Annotated in this window: 16 protein-coding genes and 1 other RNA gene; 9 read left to right on the top strand and 8 right to left on the bottom strand. The window is 62.0% G+C overall.

Annotated features, from left to right (window positions below; translation table 11 throughout):
* Nucleotides 1–133: 133 nt before the first annotated feature.
* The 6 genes from AACV02_RS02110 to AACV02_RS02085 all read right to left on the bottom strand — a co-directional run bounded on the left by AACV02_RS02110 (nt 134) and on the right by AACV02_RS02085 (nt 6086).
* Complete coding sequence (locus AACV02_RS02110; protein ID WP_119737320.1) at nt 134–1138, bottom strand: extracellular solute-binding protein; 1005 nt, start codon at nt 1136–1138, stop codon at nt 134–136.
* A gap of 158 nt (nt 1139–1296) precedes the next feature.
* Nucleotides 1297–2514 carry a 2-octaprenyl-3-methyl-6-methoxy-1,4-benzoquinol hydroxylase gene (locus AACV02_RS02105; RefSeq protein ID WP_177413682.1) on the bottom strand — a complete coding sequence of 406 codons (1218 nt, stop codon included), beginning with the start codon at nt 2512–2514 and terminating at the stop codon, nt 1297–1299.
* 9 nt (nt 2515–2523) lie between these two features.
* Nucleotides 2524–3009 carry a DUF4442 domain-containing protein gene (locus tag AACV02_RS02100; protein ID WP_119737315.1) on the bottom strand — a complete coding sequence of 162 codons (486 nt, stop codon included), beginning with the start codon at nt 3007–3009 and terminating at the stop codon, nt 2524–2526.
* Complete coding sequence (ubiH, locus tag AACV02_RS02095) at nt 3002–4189, bottom strand: 2-octaprenyl-6-methoxyphenyl hydroxylase (RefSeq protein WP_119737313.1); 1188 nt, start codon at nt 4187–4189, stop codon at nt 3002–3004. The genes AACV02_RS02100 and ubiH overlap by 8 nt, the downstream gene beginning before the upstream one ends.
* The gene (gene pepP, locus AACV02_RS02090; protein ID WP_106575773.1) at nt 4186–5508 is read right to left on the bottom strand and encodes a Xaa-Pro aminopeptidase; all 1323 of its coding nucleotides are present in this window, start codon (nt 5506–5508) and stop codon (nt 4186–4188) included. Before pepP ends, ubiH begins: the two co-directional genes overlap by 4 nt.
* A 20-nt stretch (nt 5509–5528) precedes the next feature.
* Nucleotides 5529–6086, bottom strand: a complete 558-nt coding sequence (locus AACV02_RS02085; protein WP_106575774.1) for a YecA/YgfB family protein — start codon at nt 6084–6086, stop codon at nt 5529–5531.
* A 138-nt stretch (nt 6087–6224) separates the two neighbouring features.
* Between AACV02_RS02085 and AACV02_RS02080 the strand changes: the two genes are divergently transcribed.
* From AACV02_RS02080 to AACV02_RS02065, 4 genes are all read left to right on the top strand, one after another.
* Nucleotides 6225–6434 (top strand): TIGR02449 family protein, encoded by a 210-nt coding sequence (locus AACV02_RS02080; RefSeq protein WP_003177365.1) that lies wholly within the window; start codon nt 6225–6227, stop codon nt 6432–6434.
* Entirely contained in the window at nt 6431–6748 is a 318-nt protein-coding gene (locus AACV02_RS02075; RefSeq protein WP_003213956.1) for a cell division protein ZapA, read from the top strand. The genes AACV02_RS02080 and AACV02_RS02075 overlap by 4 nt, the downstream gene beginning before the upstream one ends.
* A 30-nt stretch (nt 6749–6778) precedes the next feature.
* Nucleotides 6779–6957, top strand: a non-coding RNA gene (ssrS, locus tag AACV02_RS02070) — 6S RNA.
* Between the two features lie 57 nt (nt 6958–7014).
* The gene (locus tag AACV02_RS02065) at nt 7015–7644 is read left to right on the top strand and encodes a 5-formyltetrahydrofolate cyclo-ligase (RefSeq protein WP_119737311.1); all 630 of its coding nucleotides are present in this window, start codon (nt 7015–7017) and stop codon (nt 7642–7644) included.
* Nucleotides 7645–7650: 6 nt separating this feature from the next.
* On the opposite strand, the gene AACV02_RS02060 is transcribed toward AACV02_RS02065, so the two are convergent.
* Nucleotides 7651–7800, bottom strand: a complete 150-nt coding sequence (locus AACV02_RS02060; protein ID WP_010207387.1) for a hypothetical protein — start codon at nt 7798–7800, stop codon at nt 7651–7653.
* 194 nt (nt 7801–7994) lie between these two features.
* Here AACV02_RS02060 and AACV02_RS02055 point away from each other — a divergent pair, with 194 nt between their 5' ends.
* The 4 genes from AACV02_RS02055 (at nt 7995) to AACV02_RS02040 (ending at nt 13383) form a co-directional block, all read left to right on the top strand.
* Nucleotides 7995–8444: an EVE domain-containing protein gene (locus AACV02_RS02055; RefSeq protein WP_106575776.1), complete on the top strand. Its 450-nt coding sequence runs from the start codon at nt 7995–7997 to the stop codon at nt 8442–8444.
* 141 nt (nt 8445–8585) lie between these two features.
* Nucleotides 8586–9551: an HlyD family secretion protein gene (locus tag AACV02_RS02050; RefSeq protein WP_119737309.1), complete on the top strand. Its 966-nt coding sequence runs from the start codon at nt 8586–8588 to the stop codon at nt 9549–9551.
* The gene (gene rbbA / locus AACV02_RS02045) at nt 9548–12265 is read left to right on the top strand and encodes a ribosome-associated ATPase/putative transporter RbbA (RefSeq protein WP_119737307.1); all 2718 of its coding nucleotides are present in this window, start codon (nt 9548–9550) and stop codon (nt 12263–12265) included. The genes AACV02_RS02050 and rbbA overlap by 4 nt, the downstream gene beginning before the upstream one ends.
* The gene (locus AACV02_RS02040) at nt 12265–13383 is read left to right on the top strand and encodes an ABC transporter permease (protein ID WP_119737305.1); all 1119 of its coding nucleotides are present in this window, start codon (nt 12265–12267) and stop codon (nt 13381–13383) included. Before rbbA ends, AACV02_RS02040 begins: the two co-directional genes overlap by 1 nt.
* Before the next feature lie 204 nt (nt 13384–13587).
* Here the strand turns inward: AACV02_RS02040 and AACV02_RS02035 are convergent, their stop codons facing one another.
* Nucleotides 13588–13995, bottom strand: a complete 408-nt coding sequence (locus AACV02_RS02035) for a flagellar basal body-associated protein FliL (protein WP_106575780.1) — start codon at nt 13993–13995, stop codon at nt 13588–13590.
* 150 nt (nt 13996–14145) lie between these two features.
* Here AACV02_RS02035 and AACV02_RS02030 point away from each other — a divergent pair, with 150 nt between their 5' ends.
* Nucleotides 14146–15123: an NADPH:quinone oxidoreductase family protein gene (locus AACV02_RS02030; RefSeq protein ID WP_106575781.1), complete on the top strand. Its 978-nt coding sequence runs from the start codon at nt 14146–14148 to the stop codon at nt 15121–15123.
* Nucleotides 15124–15134: the final 11 nt, after the last annotated feature.

Below are 15134 nucleotides of genomic sequence, written 5' to 3'. Positions count from 1 at the left end.
CTGTGGGGAGCGGGTTGTGTGGGGCCGGGCTGGCCCGCGATGCAGGCACCTCGGTGCGTCAGTCACACCGAGGTAATGCTATCGCAGGCAAGCCAGCTCCCACACAAGGCCGCTCCCACATTTGGATCGGTACTCAGTTCCAGCCCGCGCGATCCATCAGGCGAATGGCCTCAGCCTGACGTTTACCGGCTACTTCCACCGGCAAGGTATCGGCCACGAACTTGCCCCAGGTTGCGACTTCCGCCGATGGCGGCACAGCGGGGTTGGCCGGAAACTCCTGGTTCACGTCGGCAAAGATCTTCTGCGCCTCAGGCGTGGTCATCCATTCCACCAAGGCCTTGGCGGCTTCCGGGTGCGGCGCATGTTTGGTCAGGCCGATGCCCGACAGGTTCACATGCACGCCACGGTCGCCCTGGTTCGGCCAGAACAGCTTCACCGCGAGGTCCGGTTTCTGCTTGTGCAAGCGGCCGTAGTAGTAGGTGTTGACGATGCCTACGTCGCACTGCCCGGCGTTGATCGCTTCGAGCACGGCGATGTCATCGGAGAACACGTCGGTGGACAGGTTGTTGACCCAACCCTTGACGATTTCTTCGGTCTTGGCCGCGCCATGGGTTTCGATCAGCGTGGCGGTCAGCGACTGGTTGTAGACCTTCTTCGCTGTGCGCAGGCACAAGCGGCCTTCCCATTGCTTGTCGGCCAGGGCTTCGTAAGTGGTCAGGTCACCCGGTTTTACCCGGTCGGTGGAATAGGCGATGGTCCGCGCGCGCAGGCTCAAGCCGGTCCAGGCGTGGTTGGAAGAGCGGTATTGCAGGGGGATATTCTTGTCGATCACTGCAGAAGTGAACGGCTGCAGGATGCCCATCTGTTCGGCTTGCCAGAGGTTGCCGGCATCAACGGTGAGCAGCAGGTCGGCCGTGGCGTTTTCGCCTTCGGCCTTGATCCGCTGCATCAAGGGGGCTTCCTTGTCGGTGATGAACTTCACCTGCACGCCGGTCTTCTGGGTGTAGGCGTCAAACACCGGTTTGATCAGTTCGTCGATGCGCGAGGAGTAGACCACGACTTCGTCGGCTGCCTGCACGGTGGTGCTGCCGATAAGGGTGAGTGCCAGGGCAGTCAGGAGGCGCTTGGGTGCCAACATGGGTGCGGTCTCTCATTTGCAAAAAGAGGGCAAATGATAAGGACTCACATTTAGTAGCGCTTGCTGGAGGCGTTACCAGATGTTGCATAGTTGGGATGTGCGATGGATGGGCTGGCCTCATCGGGGCGAGCCCCCTCCCACAGGGGGCATATTTCGATTCAGGGCTTTGCGAGGTCTGGCAGGTCGCCCGTTAGCCCGAGGGCCTGGCGCACAAACACTGCCTTGGCTTCGGGCATCTGGTCGACCAGTTTCAATCCGGCATTGCGCAGCCAACGCAACGGCAGCCGGTCCGCTTGGAACAACCGTTCAAAGCCTTCCATTGCCGCCATCAGCGCGAGGTTATGCGGCATGCGCCGACGCTCGTAACGGCTCAGCACCTTCACATCCGCCAGGCGCTCGCCGCGTTCGGTCGCCGACAACAGCACTTCAGCCAACACCGCCGCATCAAGAAAGCCCAGGTTCACACCTTGCCCCGCCAACGGGTGGATGACGTGGGCCGCGTCACCGATCAACGCCAGGCCTTCGGCCACATAGCGTTTGGCGTGACGCTGGCGCAACGGCACACAGACCCGTGGATCGGCGCTGATGACCGTACCGAGTCGCCCTTCAAAGGCTCGCTCCAGCTCACGGCAGAAGCGTTCATCATCCAACGCCATCAGGCGCTCGGACTCAGCGGGTGTGGTCGACCACACGATCGAGCACCAGTCCTCTTGACCCTCGCGCACCAGCGGCAAAAATGCCAGCGGGCCGGTATCGGTAAAGCGTTGCCACGCCGTGCGCTGGTGCGGCTGGCTGCAGCGCACGCTGGTGACGATGGCCTTGTGCAGGTAATCCCACTCGCGCGTGGCGGTGCCGGTCAAGCGCCGCACGGCAGAATTGGCACCGTCGGCGGCCACCACCAGGGGCGCACGCAATTTGCGACCGTCGGCCAGGGTCAGCAGCCAGTCATCGCCGGAGCGACGCATCTGCTCCAGGCGCGCGTTGGCCAGCAGGCCCAGGTCGCAGTCGTGCAGGCGGTCGAGCAAAGCATCCTGAACCACCCGGTTCTCGACGATATGCCCGAGCACTTCAGCATGCACACTGGCCGCCGAAAAATGGATCTCCCCGGTGCCGCTGCCGTCCCATACCTGCATTTCACCGTAAGGGCTGGCGCGCCGTTCGACAATGCCATCCCACACGCCCAGGCGCTCCAGAATGCGCTGGCTGGCGGCCGACAAGGCACTCACACGGGGCTCGAAGGCCGCATCCTGGTCGAACGGTTTAACGCTCAGCGGGCTGCCATCGAGCAGCAGCACCTGCAGGCCACTGCCTTGCAACGCCAGCGCCAGGGCGCTTCCGACCATTCCGGCCCCGACAATCAGCACATCTGCGCGCATGTCCATGCTTTAAGCCTGCTTTGCTGGCGGCTTGCGCCGCACGTAAAGGGTTTTGTCGACCCGCGCCACCAGAGTGCCGGAGCCGTCATGAATCTGTACTTTGAGGAGGGGCAAATACTTCTCGCCGCCTTCGGTTTGCCGGCGAATCTCGTCCAGCAAGGCCTCGTCGATGGAAAACTCAGCGTAGACCGGGCCTTTGCCAGGCGACACGAAGTCGATGCTCGCAGCTTTATCCCAGACGATGTAGTCGCGCCCCAGGTTCTCCATCAACAGCAACATGTAGAACGGATCGACCATCGAATACAGGCTGCCGCCAAATTGCGTACCGACGTAATTGCGGTTGTACCAGCCCAGGCCCATGCGCACCTTGGCATGGCGAAAATCGGCGCTGAGGACCTGCACCCGAATTCCCGCGCCCAGGTACGGCGGGTACAGGGACAGCACCCAGCGCAACAGCCGCGCCTTGCCCAGGTGTCGGGTCAGCCAGTTACGCATCAGGGCGTGTGCCCAGGCCCATGGCCTGACGGGCGAACCAGCGTTTGGCGGGCGGCAACAAATCCAGGCCCAGCAGGCCCATGTTACGGCCCAATGCCACTAACGGTTGCGCGCTGCCAAACAGTCGGGTCACTTGATCGGAAAAACCTACGGTCAGTTGCTGGTCCTGGCGCTGGCGCTCGCGATAGCGTTGCAAGGTTGCCAGGTCGCCGGGCACTGCCGGCCCGGCCAGCAAGGCCTCGGCCAAGGCGTTCGCGTCGCGCAGGGACAAGTTGAAACCCTGCCCGGCAATCGGGTGCAGGCTGTGGGCGGCATTACCGAGGATTGCCAGGTGCGAGCGCACTTGTTCTTCGGCCTCCACCAGCGTCAGCGGGTACAAATGGCGGGCGCCGACTTGTTTCAGCGTGCCCAGGCGGTAGCCGAAAACGCCCTGCAATTCACTCAGGAAACTGCGCTCATCGAGGTTGGCCAGGCGCTGGGCGTCCATGCCGATGCGCGTCCATACCAGCGCGCAACGGTTGTCCGGCAGCGGCAGCAAGGCCATTGGGCCTTCGTCGGTAAAGCGCTCGAACGCCTCGCCATTGTGCGCCTCGCTTGGAGTGATGTTGGCGATCAGCGCGCTCTGGTTGTAGGGCCGGGTTTTCACGCCGATGCCCAATTGCTCGCGCAAACCGGAGCGGCCGCCATCGGCCAATACCGCAAGGTCGCATTCGAGCACGGTTTCGTCGTTGAGCGTCAGGCGATACCCGTCGGGCAGTGGCTCCATGCGGGTGACTTCCGCCGGGCAGCGCCAACTGACCACTTGTTTGTCCAAACCTTGCCACAGGCACTGGCCAAGCCAGGCGTTTTCCACCACGTAGCCGAGGGCCGGCACGCCCTCCTCCATGGCAGACAAGCGCGCGGTGGAGAAACGGCCACGGTCCGACACGTGAATCTGTTTGATCGGCTCGGCGCGGTGGGAGATGTCCTGCCACACACCCAAGCGCTGATAAATCTGCCGGGCGCCGTAGGACAACGCCGAAGAACGCGCGTCGTAGCTCGGTTGGTAACTGTCGCCTGGCGCGAAGGGTTCGATCAGCACGATTTTCCAACCCCGTGCCTTGGCACCCGCCTGCAAGGCCAACGCCAGGCTGGCGCCTACCAGTCCGCCGCCGATGATGGCCAGGTTGACCCGGCTCATCGGGCAGCCGCCATCAGCGCTTCGATGTCAGCGACAGTCTTGGGCACGCCGCCGGTCAGAATTTCACAGCCTTGCTTGGTCACTACCACGTCGTCCTCGATGCGTACGCCAATGCCACGCCATTTCTTCGCCACGTTCTGGTTGTCCGGCGAAATATAGATGCCGGGTTCCACGGTCAACGCCATGCCGACTTCCAGCACCCGCCATTCGCCGCCCACCTTGTATTCGCCCACATCATGCACGTCCATGCCCAGCCAATGGCCGGCGCGGTGCATATAAAAAGCGCGGTAGGCTTCGCTGGCGATCAACTCGTCGACATCGCCTTGCAGCAGTCCCAGCTTTACCAGCCCGGCGGTGATGACGCGCACCGTCGCCTCATGGGCCTGGTTCCAATGTTTGTTCGGCGCGATCTCGGCAAAGGCGGCTTCCTGGGAGGCCAGCACAATCTCGTAGATCGCCTTTTGCTCGGGCGAAAACCTGCCGTTGACCGGCCAGGTGCGGGTGATGTCGCTGGCGTAGCAGTCGATCTCGCAACCGGCGTCGATCAGCACCAGGTCGCCGTCCTTGAGCACGGCGTCATTCTGCTGGTAATGCAGGATGCAGCTGTTACGCCCGGCAGCGACGATGGAGCCATAGGCCGGCATCTTCGCGCCGCCCTTGCGGAATTCGTAATCCAGCTCGGCTTCGAGGCTGAACTCATATAACCCGGCGCGGCTGGCCTGCATCGCCTTAACGTGCGCCGCGCAGGAAATTCGCGCGGCCTCGCGCATCACCTTCACTTCTGCCGCCGATTTATACAGGCGCATGTCGTGAAGCAGGTGATCCAGGGCAACAAACTCGTTCGGTGGCTGGGCGCCCAGGTGCGCTTTAGAGCGGATCACGTTGATCCATTCCATCACGTGCCGGTCGAATTCGGCGTTGCTGCCCATGGCCGAATACACCCGGTCACGGCCTTCGATCAGGCCGGGCAGGATGTCGTCGATATCGGTGATGGGAAACGCGTCGTCGGCGCCAAAGTCACGGATCGCGCCTTCGGTGCCAGCGCGCAGGCCGTCCCACAATTCGCGCTCGGCATTGCGCTCGCGGCAGAACAGCACGTACTCGCCGTGCTGGCGACCAGGCATCAGCACGATCACCGCTTCCGGTTCAGGGAAGCCGCTCAGGTATTGAAAGTCGCTGTCCTGGCGGTAAACATGCTCGACATCACGGTTGCGGATCGCCACGGCGGCGGCCGGCAGAATTGCGATGCTGTTGGGTTCCATCTGCGCCATGAGCGCCTTGCGGCGACGGGTGTATTCCGCTTTCGGGATATGGATCATGGGCAGATGGGCTTCCTTTCTTAGTGCAGCGACGGCTTGGGTGCGGCTGGCTCAGCGGCTTTTTTGGTCTCGGTGAACAGCAGCAGTGGCGCGACGCGCAGGTATTCCATGACTTCCATGTAATCGCCTTCGCCGTCTTCGGACTCTTCCAGGGCGTCTTGCACCTGGGAAATAGCCGCCAGGTCCTGCAGCACTTCCTTGGCGTCGGTGCTCAGCTCCAGGCCGCCGGCGTTCACGCCGAAACCGTGGAGGAAACCCTGGCACCATTGGCCCAGCGCAGCAGCGCGCTCGGTCAGCGGCGCGTCGTCGGTCGGCAGCAGCAGGACCACGGTGACGTCATCACCGGTCAGCTCGCCTTTGACCATCTCTTGCAGGCCGATCAGCGCGTTACGCACGTTCTCGGTCGGCTCGGTTTCCAGCAGCTCGGCCACATCAGCCAGCCAATTGTCGGCATCAAAGCCAACACCGGTGCAGCTGCGGCCCAACAACACGCCGTGCAGTTCGGCAGGCGAGCAAGGATGACCGCTGGTGCTCAGCAGTTTGGAAAAAGCGTCGTACGGGGAGTTCTGAATAGGCATGGTGAGCTAGGCGCCAGACGGCGCAATGTCTAGAATGAAGCGCTGTATCCTAGCACCGGCAGACGTACCAAGACTATCGAGGGCGTCAGATCGTTTATCCTGCAGTTGCCATTCATCAGACAAATCCAGTGGAACCCAATGGAAGACACCGACCTGCAAGCGCTGATGGCCAGACTCGAATTGCTAATTGATCGGGTCGAGCAACTTAAGAGTCAAAACGGACTCCTATTAGCTCAGGAAAAGACCTGGCGCGAGGAACGCGCTCACCTCATTGAAAAAAACGAAATCGCCCGGCGTAAGGTCGAATCGATGATTTCGCGCCTGAAGGCCCTGGAGCAAGACTCATGAGTTCAAGCAATAGCGTTACCGTGCAGATCCTCGACAAAGAATATTCGATCATCTGCCCCCAGGAAGAACGCAGCAACCTGGTGAGTGCTGCCCGCTACCTGGATGGCAAGATGCGTGAAATCCGCAGCAGCGGCAAAGTCATCGGCGCCGATCGTATCGCCGTGATGGCCGCGCTGAACATTACCCACGATTTGCTGCATAAGCAGGAACGGCCTGACGTGCAGGCCAGTGGTTCGACGCGCGAGCAAGTGCGCGACCTGCTGGAACGGGTTGATCTGGTACTTTCTACCGATCCAGAGCCACCCAAGGGCTGATTGCCGAGTCTGTTTGAGGTATACTCGCCCCACTCCCTGGCGTGTTTGCCAGTCGGCGATGTCCCTGAGCCGATTCGCACTACCCTGGAAGTTGCACGTTGGGCTGGTGTGCATGTCCGCTAGACGGAAAGCCTTAAAGCCTACTGCATCTTCCACCTTGAACTTTCGGGTTCAAGGGCTAAGTCGACAGCGGCTCTGTCGGGGAGCCTGAATTCCAAACTCAATGCCAGTCCTCGGACTGGCATTGTTTTATGAGCCGAAAAACCATGACCGAACCTGCGCCGCTTTCCCGTCCGCAACTTCGACGCATGTTGCGCAAAGCCCGCCGCGAACTGACGCCGAGCGAGCAGCGCAAGGCCGCCCATGGCCTGTATCGGCAACTGGCGCAGCACCCGCTGTTTCGCCGGGCTAAACATATTTCCTTATATCTACCGACGGACGGTGAAATCGATCCGCGCCTGCTGCTGCGCGCCGCTCAGCGCCGGGGCAAGGCGACTTACCTGCCAGTGCTCAGCGCCTGGCCGCGAACCAAGATGGTGTTCCAGCGGGTGCGGCCTGGGGACAAGTTGTCGCCCAACCGTTTTCGTATCCTGGAGCCGCGCGTGAATGCCAATCGCCAGCGCCCCGTCTGGGCACTCGACCTGGTGCTGCTGCCGCTGGTGGGGTTCGATGATGTGGGTGGGCGTCTGGGCATGGGCGGTGGTTTTTACGACCGCAGCCTGGCCTACCTCGCCAGGCGCCAGAGTTGGCGCACGCCCGCGCTGCTGGGGCTGGCCCATGAATGTCAGAAAGTCGAGCGCCTGGCGCAGGCAAGCTGGGATGTGCCGCTGGCAGGCACCGTCACGGATAAGCAGTGGTATGTCGCACAAACGTCGCTGGAACCAGCGACGCCTTGAAGGGTGTTAACGCTTGAACGGTTGTGGCTGCTGCTGAGCCAGTTCAACCGGCGCATCGGTCTTGTTCGACCACAAGCTCTGGGCATACCCGGTGGTCACGACGCCCAGACCAAACAAAATAACCAAAATCCATAGTAAATCCGGTTTACGTTGCATCGATTGCCCCCCTTCAGGCACCTCGTACACGATGACAACAACGTTCCAAAGTAGTCCGTTGCAGCTGCGTCAAGCTTAAAAGCGCGCATTCTGCGGTAACGTGAACCAACACGCAAACCTTGGCGCCAACCGACTGTCGGTTTGTCATGGGATTGCCCGACAACTTGCCCAATGCCTTTTTCAGGAGCCCAACAATGGCCTACTGGCTGATGAAATCCGAGCCCGACGAACTCTCCATCAAGGGCCTGGAAACGCTCGGCGAAGCCCGCTGGGACGGCGTGCGCAATTACCAGGCACGCAATTTCCTGCGCGCCATGGCCGTCGGTGACGAGTTTTTCTTTTACCACTCCAGCTGCCCCGAGCCCGGCATTGCCGGCATCGGCAAGATCGTCGAAGCAGCCTACCCGGACCCGACAGCGCTGGAGCCGCAAAGCCACTATTTCGACGCCAAGGCCAGCCCGCAGAAAAATCCGTGGAGTGCAATCAACGTCGCCCACGTCGAAACCTTCGCAAAGGTGCTGGGCCTGGGCTATCTGAAACAACAAAGCGCCCTCGCCGAGTTGCCCTTGGTGCAAAAAAGCAGCCGACTGTCGGTGATGCCGGTGACCGCCGAGCAGTGGGCGGCGGTGCTGGCGCTGCGCTGAAAGGGCAGAACCCTGCGGTCACACTTCTGGCGCATGCATCTGCGTGCCAAGCGGGTTAGGCTTGCGCTTCATTTGACCGGTATCAACGGCCGCTCCGGCGCTATCGGTCAAACTAGGATGCTAATGCCGCAGGATGCAGCCATGTCTACGAACCATCATATGTCGCGCCTTTTCGCCATCGCCCTGATCGTCCTGTTACTGGGCGCAGGCGGCTTCGGTTACTGGCGATCGACCCAGGACCGCCTGCCCGAAGGCTTGAGCATGGGCAATGGCCGCCTGGAGTCCACCGAAGTACAGATCGCCGCCAAGATCCCAGGGCGCCTGGCCGAAGTGCGCGTGGATGAAGGCGACAAAGTGCTCAAGGGCCAATTGCTCGCGCGCATGGACACACGCACCCTCGAAGCCCAGCGCGCCCAGGCCGAAGCCGAAGTGCTGCGCGCCAAAGAAAACTTCGCCGCCGCCCAGGCCAACGTGCAGTTGCGCCAAAGCGAGCAACTGCTGGCCAATCAGGAACTCAAGCGCACCCAGGAGCTGTACAAGCGCGGCTTCGCCAGCAGCCAGTTGATTGACCAACAACAAGCACGCCAGAACACCGGTAATGCCGCGGTGATCGCCGCGCAAGCCCAGGTCAACTCGGTGAAGGCTGCCATCGGCGCCGCACAGGCCCAGGTTGCGCAGCTCACCAGCGAAATCGACGACAGCAGCCTGCGCGCGCCCATCGACGGCATTATCCAATTGCGCCTGGCCGAGCCAGGTGAAGTGCTCGGCGCGGGCGGTCGCGTGTTGCTGCTGATCGATCCGAATGACCAGTACATGAACCTCTACCTGCCTGCCTCTGTCACCGGTCGCCTGACCGTCGGCAGTGACGCGCGCATTCTGCTCGACGCCCTGCCCCAACAACCGCTGCCGGCCAAAATCAGCTTTGTCGCGGCTAAATCGCAGTTCACGCCCAAGGAAGTGGAAACCCGCGACGAACGCCAGAAGCTGGTGTTTCGCGTCAAACTGCGCCTGACCCAACCCAGTGCCGTACCGCAAGCCAAACCGGGCATGCCCGGCGCCGGCTACGTGCGCACGGCGGATATCGACTGGCCGGCCAACCTGCAATGACCGGCCTGGCGCTGCACGCCACGGGCATCAACCATCGCTACGGCAAGCAACAGGCACTGGTCGACATTGCCTTCAGCCTGCCCGCCGGCACGCGCTGCGGGTTGATCGGTCCGGACGGCGCGGGCAAATCGAGCTTGCTGGGGTTGATCGCCGGGGTTAAAAAACTTCAAGACGGGCAGCTCGAAGTGCTCGGCGGCTCCATCGAGGATCGCCGCCACCGCAACAGCCTGTACCCGCGTATTGCCTTCATGCCCCAAGGCCTGGGTGGCAACCTGTATCCGGAATTGTCCATCAGCGAGAACATCCGCTTCTTCGCCACACTGTTCGGCCTGTCGAAAGGCGATTGCGAACAGCGCATGCACAACCTGCTGCTGGCCACCGACCTTGCACGCTTCGCCGAGCGCCCGGCCGGCAAGTTGTCCGGCGGCATGAAACAGAAACTCGGCCTGTGCTGTGCACTGATCCACGACCCGGACCTGTTGATCCTCGACGAGCCCACCACCGGCGTCGACCCGCTGTCGCGCCGACGCTTTTGGGAACTGGTCGAAAGCGTGCGCAGCGAGCGCCCGCAACTGACGCTGCTGGTGGCTACGGCCTACATGGAAGAAGCCGAGCAGTTCGAACATTGCCTGATGCTCGACCGCGGCAAACTCATCGCCGATGGCCTGAGCCGCGAACTGGCAGCCGCGACACCCAGCGGCAAACTCGATGAAGCCTTTACCCATTTCCAGGGCGACAGCGCCCACAACAATCAGCCGTTGGTGATCCCGCCGCGCGAAAGCGGCAACACCGATATCGCCATCGAAGCCCACGACCTGACCCTGCGCTTTGGTGATTTCACGGCGGTAAACAAGGTCAGCTTCGCGATTGGTCGCGGTGAGATTTTCGGCTTTCTCGGCTCCAACGGCTGCGGCAAGACCACCACCATGAAAGTCCTCACCGGCCTGATGCCGGCCACCGAGGGCAGTGCCACGCTGCTCGGCAACCCGGTGAATGCCAAGGACCTGGCGACCCGCAAGCGCGTTGGGTTCATGTCGCAAAGTTTCTCGCTGTACGGCGAACTCAGCGTTCGCCAGAACCTGGTGTTGCACGCGCAGCTGTTCGATTTGCCCAAGGCCGACAGCGGCCCGCGTATCGATGAGTTGATTCAGCGCTTCGACCTCGGCGAGGTGGCCGAGCAGCCTTCCGGCGAATTGCCCCTTGGCCTGCGCCAGCGCTTGTCATTGGCCGTGGCGGTGCTGCATCGCCCGGAAGTGCTGATCCTCGATGAGCCCACCTCGGGCGTCGACCCGGCGGCGCGGGATGACTTCTGGCGACTGCTGATCGAGCTGTCACGCGAACAAGGCGTGACGATTTTCCTGTCCACCCATTTCATGAACGAAGCCCAGCGCTGCGACCGCATCTCTCTGATGCACGCGGGTAAAGTGCTGGCATGTGACACACCCGACGCCCTGCAACAGCAATTTCACGGCGACACCCTGGAAGCCGCGTTCGTCACCTGCCTGGAGCAAGCTCAAGGCGCTCCCGAACCCGCAGCTCCCAGCAGCACCGTCAGCGAAACCAGTGCGCCGCCCGTGAGCAAACGTGGTTTCAGTCTTTCTCGGCTGTTGGCCGTGGCCAGCCGCGAAGGCAAAGAGCTGCTGCGCGACAAAGTGCGCATGGCCTTTGCCCTGCTCGGGGCGATGTTCATGATGGTGATCTTCGGCTACGGCATTTCCCTGGACGTGGAAAACCTCGCCTTCGCCGTCTATGACCAGGACCAGACCCCACAAAGCCGCGCCTACCTGGAAGCCTTCCGCAGCTCGCGCTATTTCGCCGAACAGGCGCCCATTCGCGATGCCAACGAACTGCATCGGCGCCTGCAACGTTCGGAAATCAAACTCGCCCTGGAAATCCCCCCCGGCTTCGGCCGTGACCTCTACGCCGGCCGCCAACCCACCGTGGCGGCGTGGATTGACGGCGGCATGCCGTTTCGCGCGGAAACCAGCCGTAATTACGTGGAAGCGGTACACCAAGGCAACCTCCAGCAACTGGCCGACCTGAGCAGCCTGCCCCGCAGCACTCAAGCCGCCGTCAAGCTGGAAACGCGCTTTCGCTACAACCAGGACGTGGTCAGCGTGAATGCCATTGGCCCCGGCGTGATGGCGCTGATCCTGGCGTTTATCCCGGCGATGCTCACCGCGCTGGGCATCGTGCGCGAAAAAGAGCTGGGCTCGATCACCAACTTCTATGCCACGCCCCTGACCCGCCTGGAATTTCTGCTGGGCAAGCAGGCACCGTACCTGGCCGTTAGCCTGGTCAACCTGGCGTTGCTGGTGGCCATGAACCGTTGGTTGTTCGGCGTGCCGTTCAAGGGCAGCGGCCTGGCGCTGGCATTTGGCGGCCTGTTGTATGTGTTGGCCACCACCAGCATGGGCTTGCTGATTTCGGCGTTCACACGCACGCAGATCGCGGCAATCCTGGGCACGATGATCATCACCAGCCTGCCGACCATCCAGTTCTCCGGGCTGATCGTGCCGCGCTCATCCCTGGAGGGCGCAGCCGCGCTGATGGGCATGCTGTTTCCGGCCGGGCACTTTCTGGATATCGCCGTGGGCACCTTCACCAAGGCCCTCGACCTGCGCCAGTTGTGGCCGCAATGCCTGGCGCTGTTCGGGTTTTTCGTCGGGTTCACCGGCCTGAGCCTGATCATGCTCAAGAAGCAGGAGGCCTGATGCACAAGCTCGCTCATATCCTGCGCCTGGGCTTCAAGGAATTGACCAGCCTGCGCCATGACAGCGTATTGCTGCTGTTTCTGGCCTACGCATTTACAGTCGCGATCTACATGCCCGCCGCCGGTTCGGTGATTGGCGTGCACAACGCCAGCGTGGCCTTTGTCGATGAAGACCACAGTGCGCTCTCGCGGCGAATGGCCGAGGCGTTACAACCGCCCGAATTCCAGCCGCCTGCGCCGCTGGCCTACGACCAGCTGGACAAGGTCATGGACAGCGGCGAGTACACATTCGTGATCAACGTGCCGGCCAATTTCCAGGCCGATCTGCTGGCCGGGCGCCAGCCAGGTGTGCAGGTCAACGTGGATGCCACGGCGATGAGCCAGGCGTTTATGGGCGCAGGTTACATCGGCAGGATTTTTCAGCGCGAATTGCTCAACTACAGCGGCCAAACCGCCGCCAGCCAAAAGGCGCCTGCACTGCTGACCACCCGCGCGCTGTTCAATACCAACCTGGAAGGCGGCTGGTTTCTGGCGGTGATCCAGATCGTCAACAACATCACCATCCTCGCGATTGTGCTGACCGGCACCGCGCTGCTGCGCGAACGCGAGCACGGCACCCTCGATCATTTGCTGGTGCTGCCGCTGACCGCGCTGGAAATCATGCTGGCAAAAATCTGGAGCAACATGCTGGTGGTGGTGCTGTGCACGTGGCTGTCGCTGGAGCTGGTGGTCAAAGGCCTGCTCGGCGTGCCGTTGGCCGGCTCCTTGAGCCTGTTTCTGTTTGTGACGGCGCTGTATTTGTTTGCGAGCACCGCGCTGGGGATATTCCTCGCCACTCTCGCCCGTTCGACGCCACAGTTCGGGCTGCTGGCGATTCCGGTGATCATCCCGATGCTGTTGCTGTCGGGCGGCAGTACGCCGTTGGACAGCATGCCCGAGTGGTTGCAATGGGTGATGCAGGGATCGCCGTCGACACACTTTGTGAGTTTGAGCGCGGCGATTCTGTTCAGGGACGCAGGCGTGAGCGTGGTGTGGCCGGATGTGCTGGCGCTGGCGGGGATTGGGTTAGTGTTTTTTGCAGTGGCACTGGCACGGTTCAGAAAGAGCCTGGCCTCTTAATCGTGGCGAGCGGGCGTGTTGTGGCGAGCGGGCTTGCCCCGCGTTGGGCTGCGCAGCAGGCCCATTCAAAGCCAGCGCATTGGTGCAGGTGTACCGAGGCGTATGGTTGTGGGGCGGCTTCGCCACCCAACGCGTGGCAAGCCCAAGCCCGCTCGCCACGACAAACCTGCTTGCCACGACACGCCCGCTCGCTACATGGAACCGTTACTGGATGATCAAGTTGTTGAACAACAGGTCTTCCACCACCGGCTTGCCGGTCTCGTCGTTCATCACTTGCTGGGTTTGCTTGAGGGCTTCCTGGCGCAGCTTTTCCTTGCCCTCAACGGTGCTCATGGCCTCGTTGGTCTGCTGGGTGAACAACGCCACCAGTTGGTTACGAATCAACGCATCGTTGGCTTTGACCGCAGCGGCGGCTTCAGGCCCGGTCACGCGCAGGGCAATGTCGGCCTTGAACACCTTGAGCTTTGCGGAGCCGTCCAGGCCATAGTTGCCCACGAACGGCGGCGTCAGGCTGATGTAGCTGACCTTCGGTGCCTCGCCTTCTTTCGCTTCTTCGGCCTGGGCTGCCATCGGCAAGGTCAGGGCGAGCATCAACAGGATCCACGCTTTCACAGTTCATTCCTCAAATTCGGTTGCCGGGTAGCATAACGCTAGCAAGGCTGAGCACAAGCTTATGGCGACTTATCAGGCCTGGGCATGCTCGTTGACCCACGGGCGTACCCTCCTACACTTATCGGCCATGACGCCAAAAGGAATAGTCCGATGAAAGCTGTGCTGTGCAAAGCCTTCGGCCCCGCCGAAACCCTGGTGCTGGAAGAGATCGCAAGCCCCACGATCAAGAAGAACGAAATCCTGCTGGACGTGCACGCGGCCGGGGTCAATTTCCCGGACACCTTGATCATCGAGGGCAAATACCAGTTCAAGCCGCCCTTCCCGTTCTCGCCGGGTGGCGAAGCGGCGGGCGTGATCAGTGAAGTGGGCGAGAAGGTCAGCCATTTGAAAGTCGGCGACCGGGTCATGGCGCTGACCGGCTGGGGCAGCTTTGCCGAGCAGGTCGCGGTCCCCGGCTACAACGTGCTGCCGATCCCGCCGAGCATGGATTTCAACGTCGCGGCCGCGTTCAGCATGACTTACGGCACCTCGATGCATGCCTTGAAACAACGGGCCAACCTGCAGCCCGGCGAAACCCTGTTGGTGCTCGGCGCGTCTGGCGGCGTGGGCCTGGCCGCCGTGGAAATCGGCAAGGCCATGGGTGCCCGCGTGATCGCCGCCGCCAGCAGCGCCGACAAACTCGCCGTGGCCAAGGCGGCCGGTGCAGACGAGTTGATCAACTACAGCGAAGCCAGCCTCAAGGATGAGATCAAGCGCCTGACCGACGGCAACGGTGTCGATGTGATCTACGACCCGGTGGGCGGCGATCTGTTTGACCAGGCCGTTCGCGGCATCGCCTGGAACGGCCGCCTGTTGGTGGTGGGTTTTGCCAGTGGGCGTATTCCCGAGCTGCCGGTGAACCTGGCGCTGCTCAAAGGTGCGTCGGTGGTCGGGGTGTTCTGGGGTTCGTTTGCCCAGCGCCAGCCGCAGGACAATGCGGCGAATTTCCAGCAACTGTTCACCTGGTACGCCGAGGGCAAGTTGAAGCCGCTGGTGTCGCAGGTGTATCCGCTGGAGCAGGCTGCCCAGGCGATCAATGATCTGGGGCAGCGCAAGGCGGTGGGCAAGGTCGTCGTCCAGACCCGCTGACTGATCTGAAA

It is taken from the genome of Pseudomonas sp. Larv2_ips (assembly GCF_963879675.1).
Taxonomy (GTDB): domain Bacteria; phylum Pseudomonadota; class Gammaproteobacteria; order Pseudomonadales; family Pseudomonadaceae; genus Aquipseudomonas.
The sequence above is the reverse complement of the archived record's forward strand: the minus strand, read 5'-3'. Positions and strand labels throughout refer to the sequence as shown.

Excerpts from the sequence above, each read along its gene's own strand:
- pepP (WP_106575773.1), bottom strand. The coding sequence starts at position 5,508 with ATGATCCATATCCCGAAAGCGGAATACACCCGTCGCCGCAAGGCGCTC.
- AACV02_RS02060 (WP_010207387.1), bottom strand. The coding sequence starts at position 7,800 with ATGCAACGTAAACCGGATTTACTATGGATTTTGGTTATTTTGTTTGGT.
- AACV02_RS02080 (WP_003177365.1), top strand. The coding sequence starts at position 6,225 with ATGGAAGACACCGACCTGCAAGCGCTGATGGCCAGACTCGAATTGCTA.
- AACV02_RS02030 (WP_106575781.1), top strand. The coding sequence starts at position 14,146 with ATGAAAGCTGTGCTGTGCAAAGCCTTCGGCCCCGCCGAAACCCTGGTG.
- ubiH (WP_119737313.1), bottom strand. The coding sequence starts at position 4,189 with ATGAGCCGGGTCAACCTGGCCATCATCGGCGGCGGACTGGTAGGCGCC.
- AACV02_RS02085 (WP_106575774.1), bottom strand. The coding sequence starts at position 6,086 with ATGCCTATTCAGAACTCCCCGTACGACGCTTTTTCCAAACTGCTGAGC.
- AACV02_RS02075 (WP_003213956.1), top strand. The coding sequence starts at position 6,431 with ATGAGTTCAAGCAATAGCGTTACCGTGCAGATCCTCGACAAAGAATAT.
- rbbA (WP_119737307.1), top strand. The coding sequence starts at position 9,548 with ATGACCGGCCTGGCGCTGCACGCCACGGGCATCAACCATCGCTACGGC.
- AACV02_RS02040 (WP_119737305.1), top strand. The coding sequence starts at position 12,265 with ATGCACAAGCTCGCTCATATCCTGCGCCTGGGCTTCAAGGAATTGACC.
- AACV02_RS02050 (WP_119737309.1), top strand. The coding sequence starts at position 8,586 with ATGTCTACGAACCATCATATGTCGCGCCTTTTCGCCATCGCCCTGATC.
- AACV02_RS02065 (WP_119737311.1), top strand. The coding sequence starts at position 7,015 with ATGACCGAACCTGCGCCGCTTTCCCGTCCGCAACTTCGACGCATGTTG.
- AACV02_RS02100 (WP_119737315.1), bottom strand. The coding sequence starts at position 3,009 with ATGCGTAACTGGCTGACCCGACACCTGGGCAAGGCGCGGCTGTTGCGC.
- AACV02_RS02055 (WP_106575776.1), top strand. The coding sequence starts at position 7,995 with ATGGCCTACTGGCTGATGAAATCCGAGCCCGACGAACTCTCCATCAAG.
- AACV02_RS02110 (WP_119737320.1), bottom strand. The coding sequence starts at position 1,138 with ATGTTGGCACCCAAGCGCCTCCTGACTGCCCTGGCACTCACCCTTATC.
- AACV02_RS02105 (WP_177413682.1), bottom strand. The coding sequence starts at position 2,514 with ATGCGCGCAGATGTGCTGATTGTCGGGGCCGGAATGGTCGGAAGCGCC.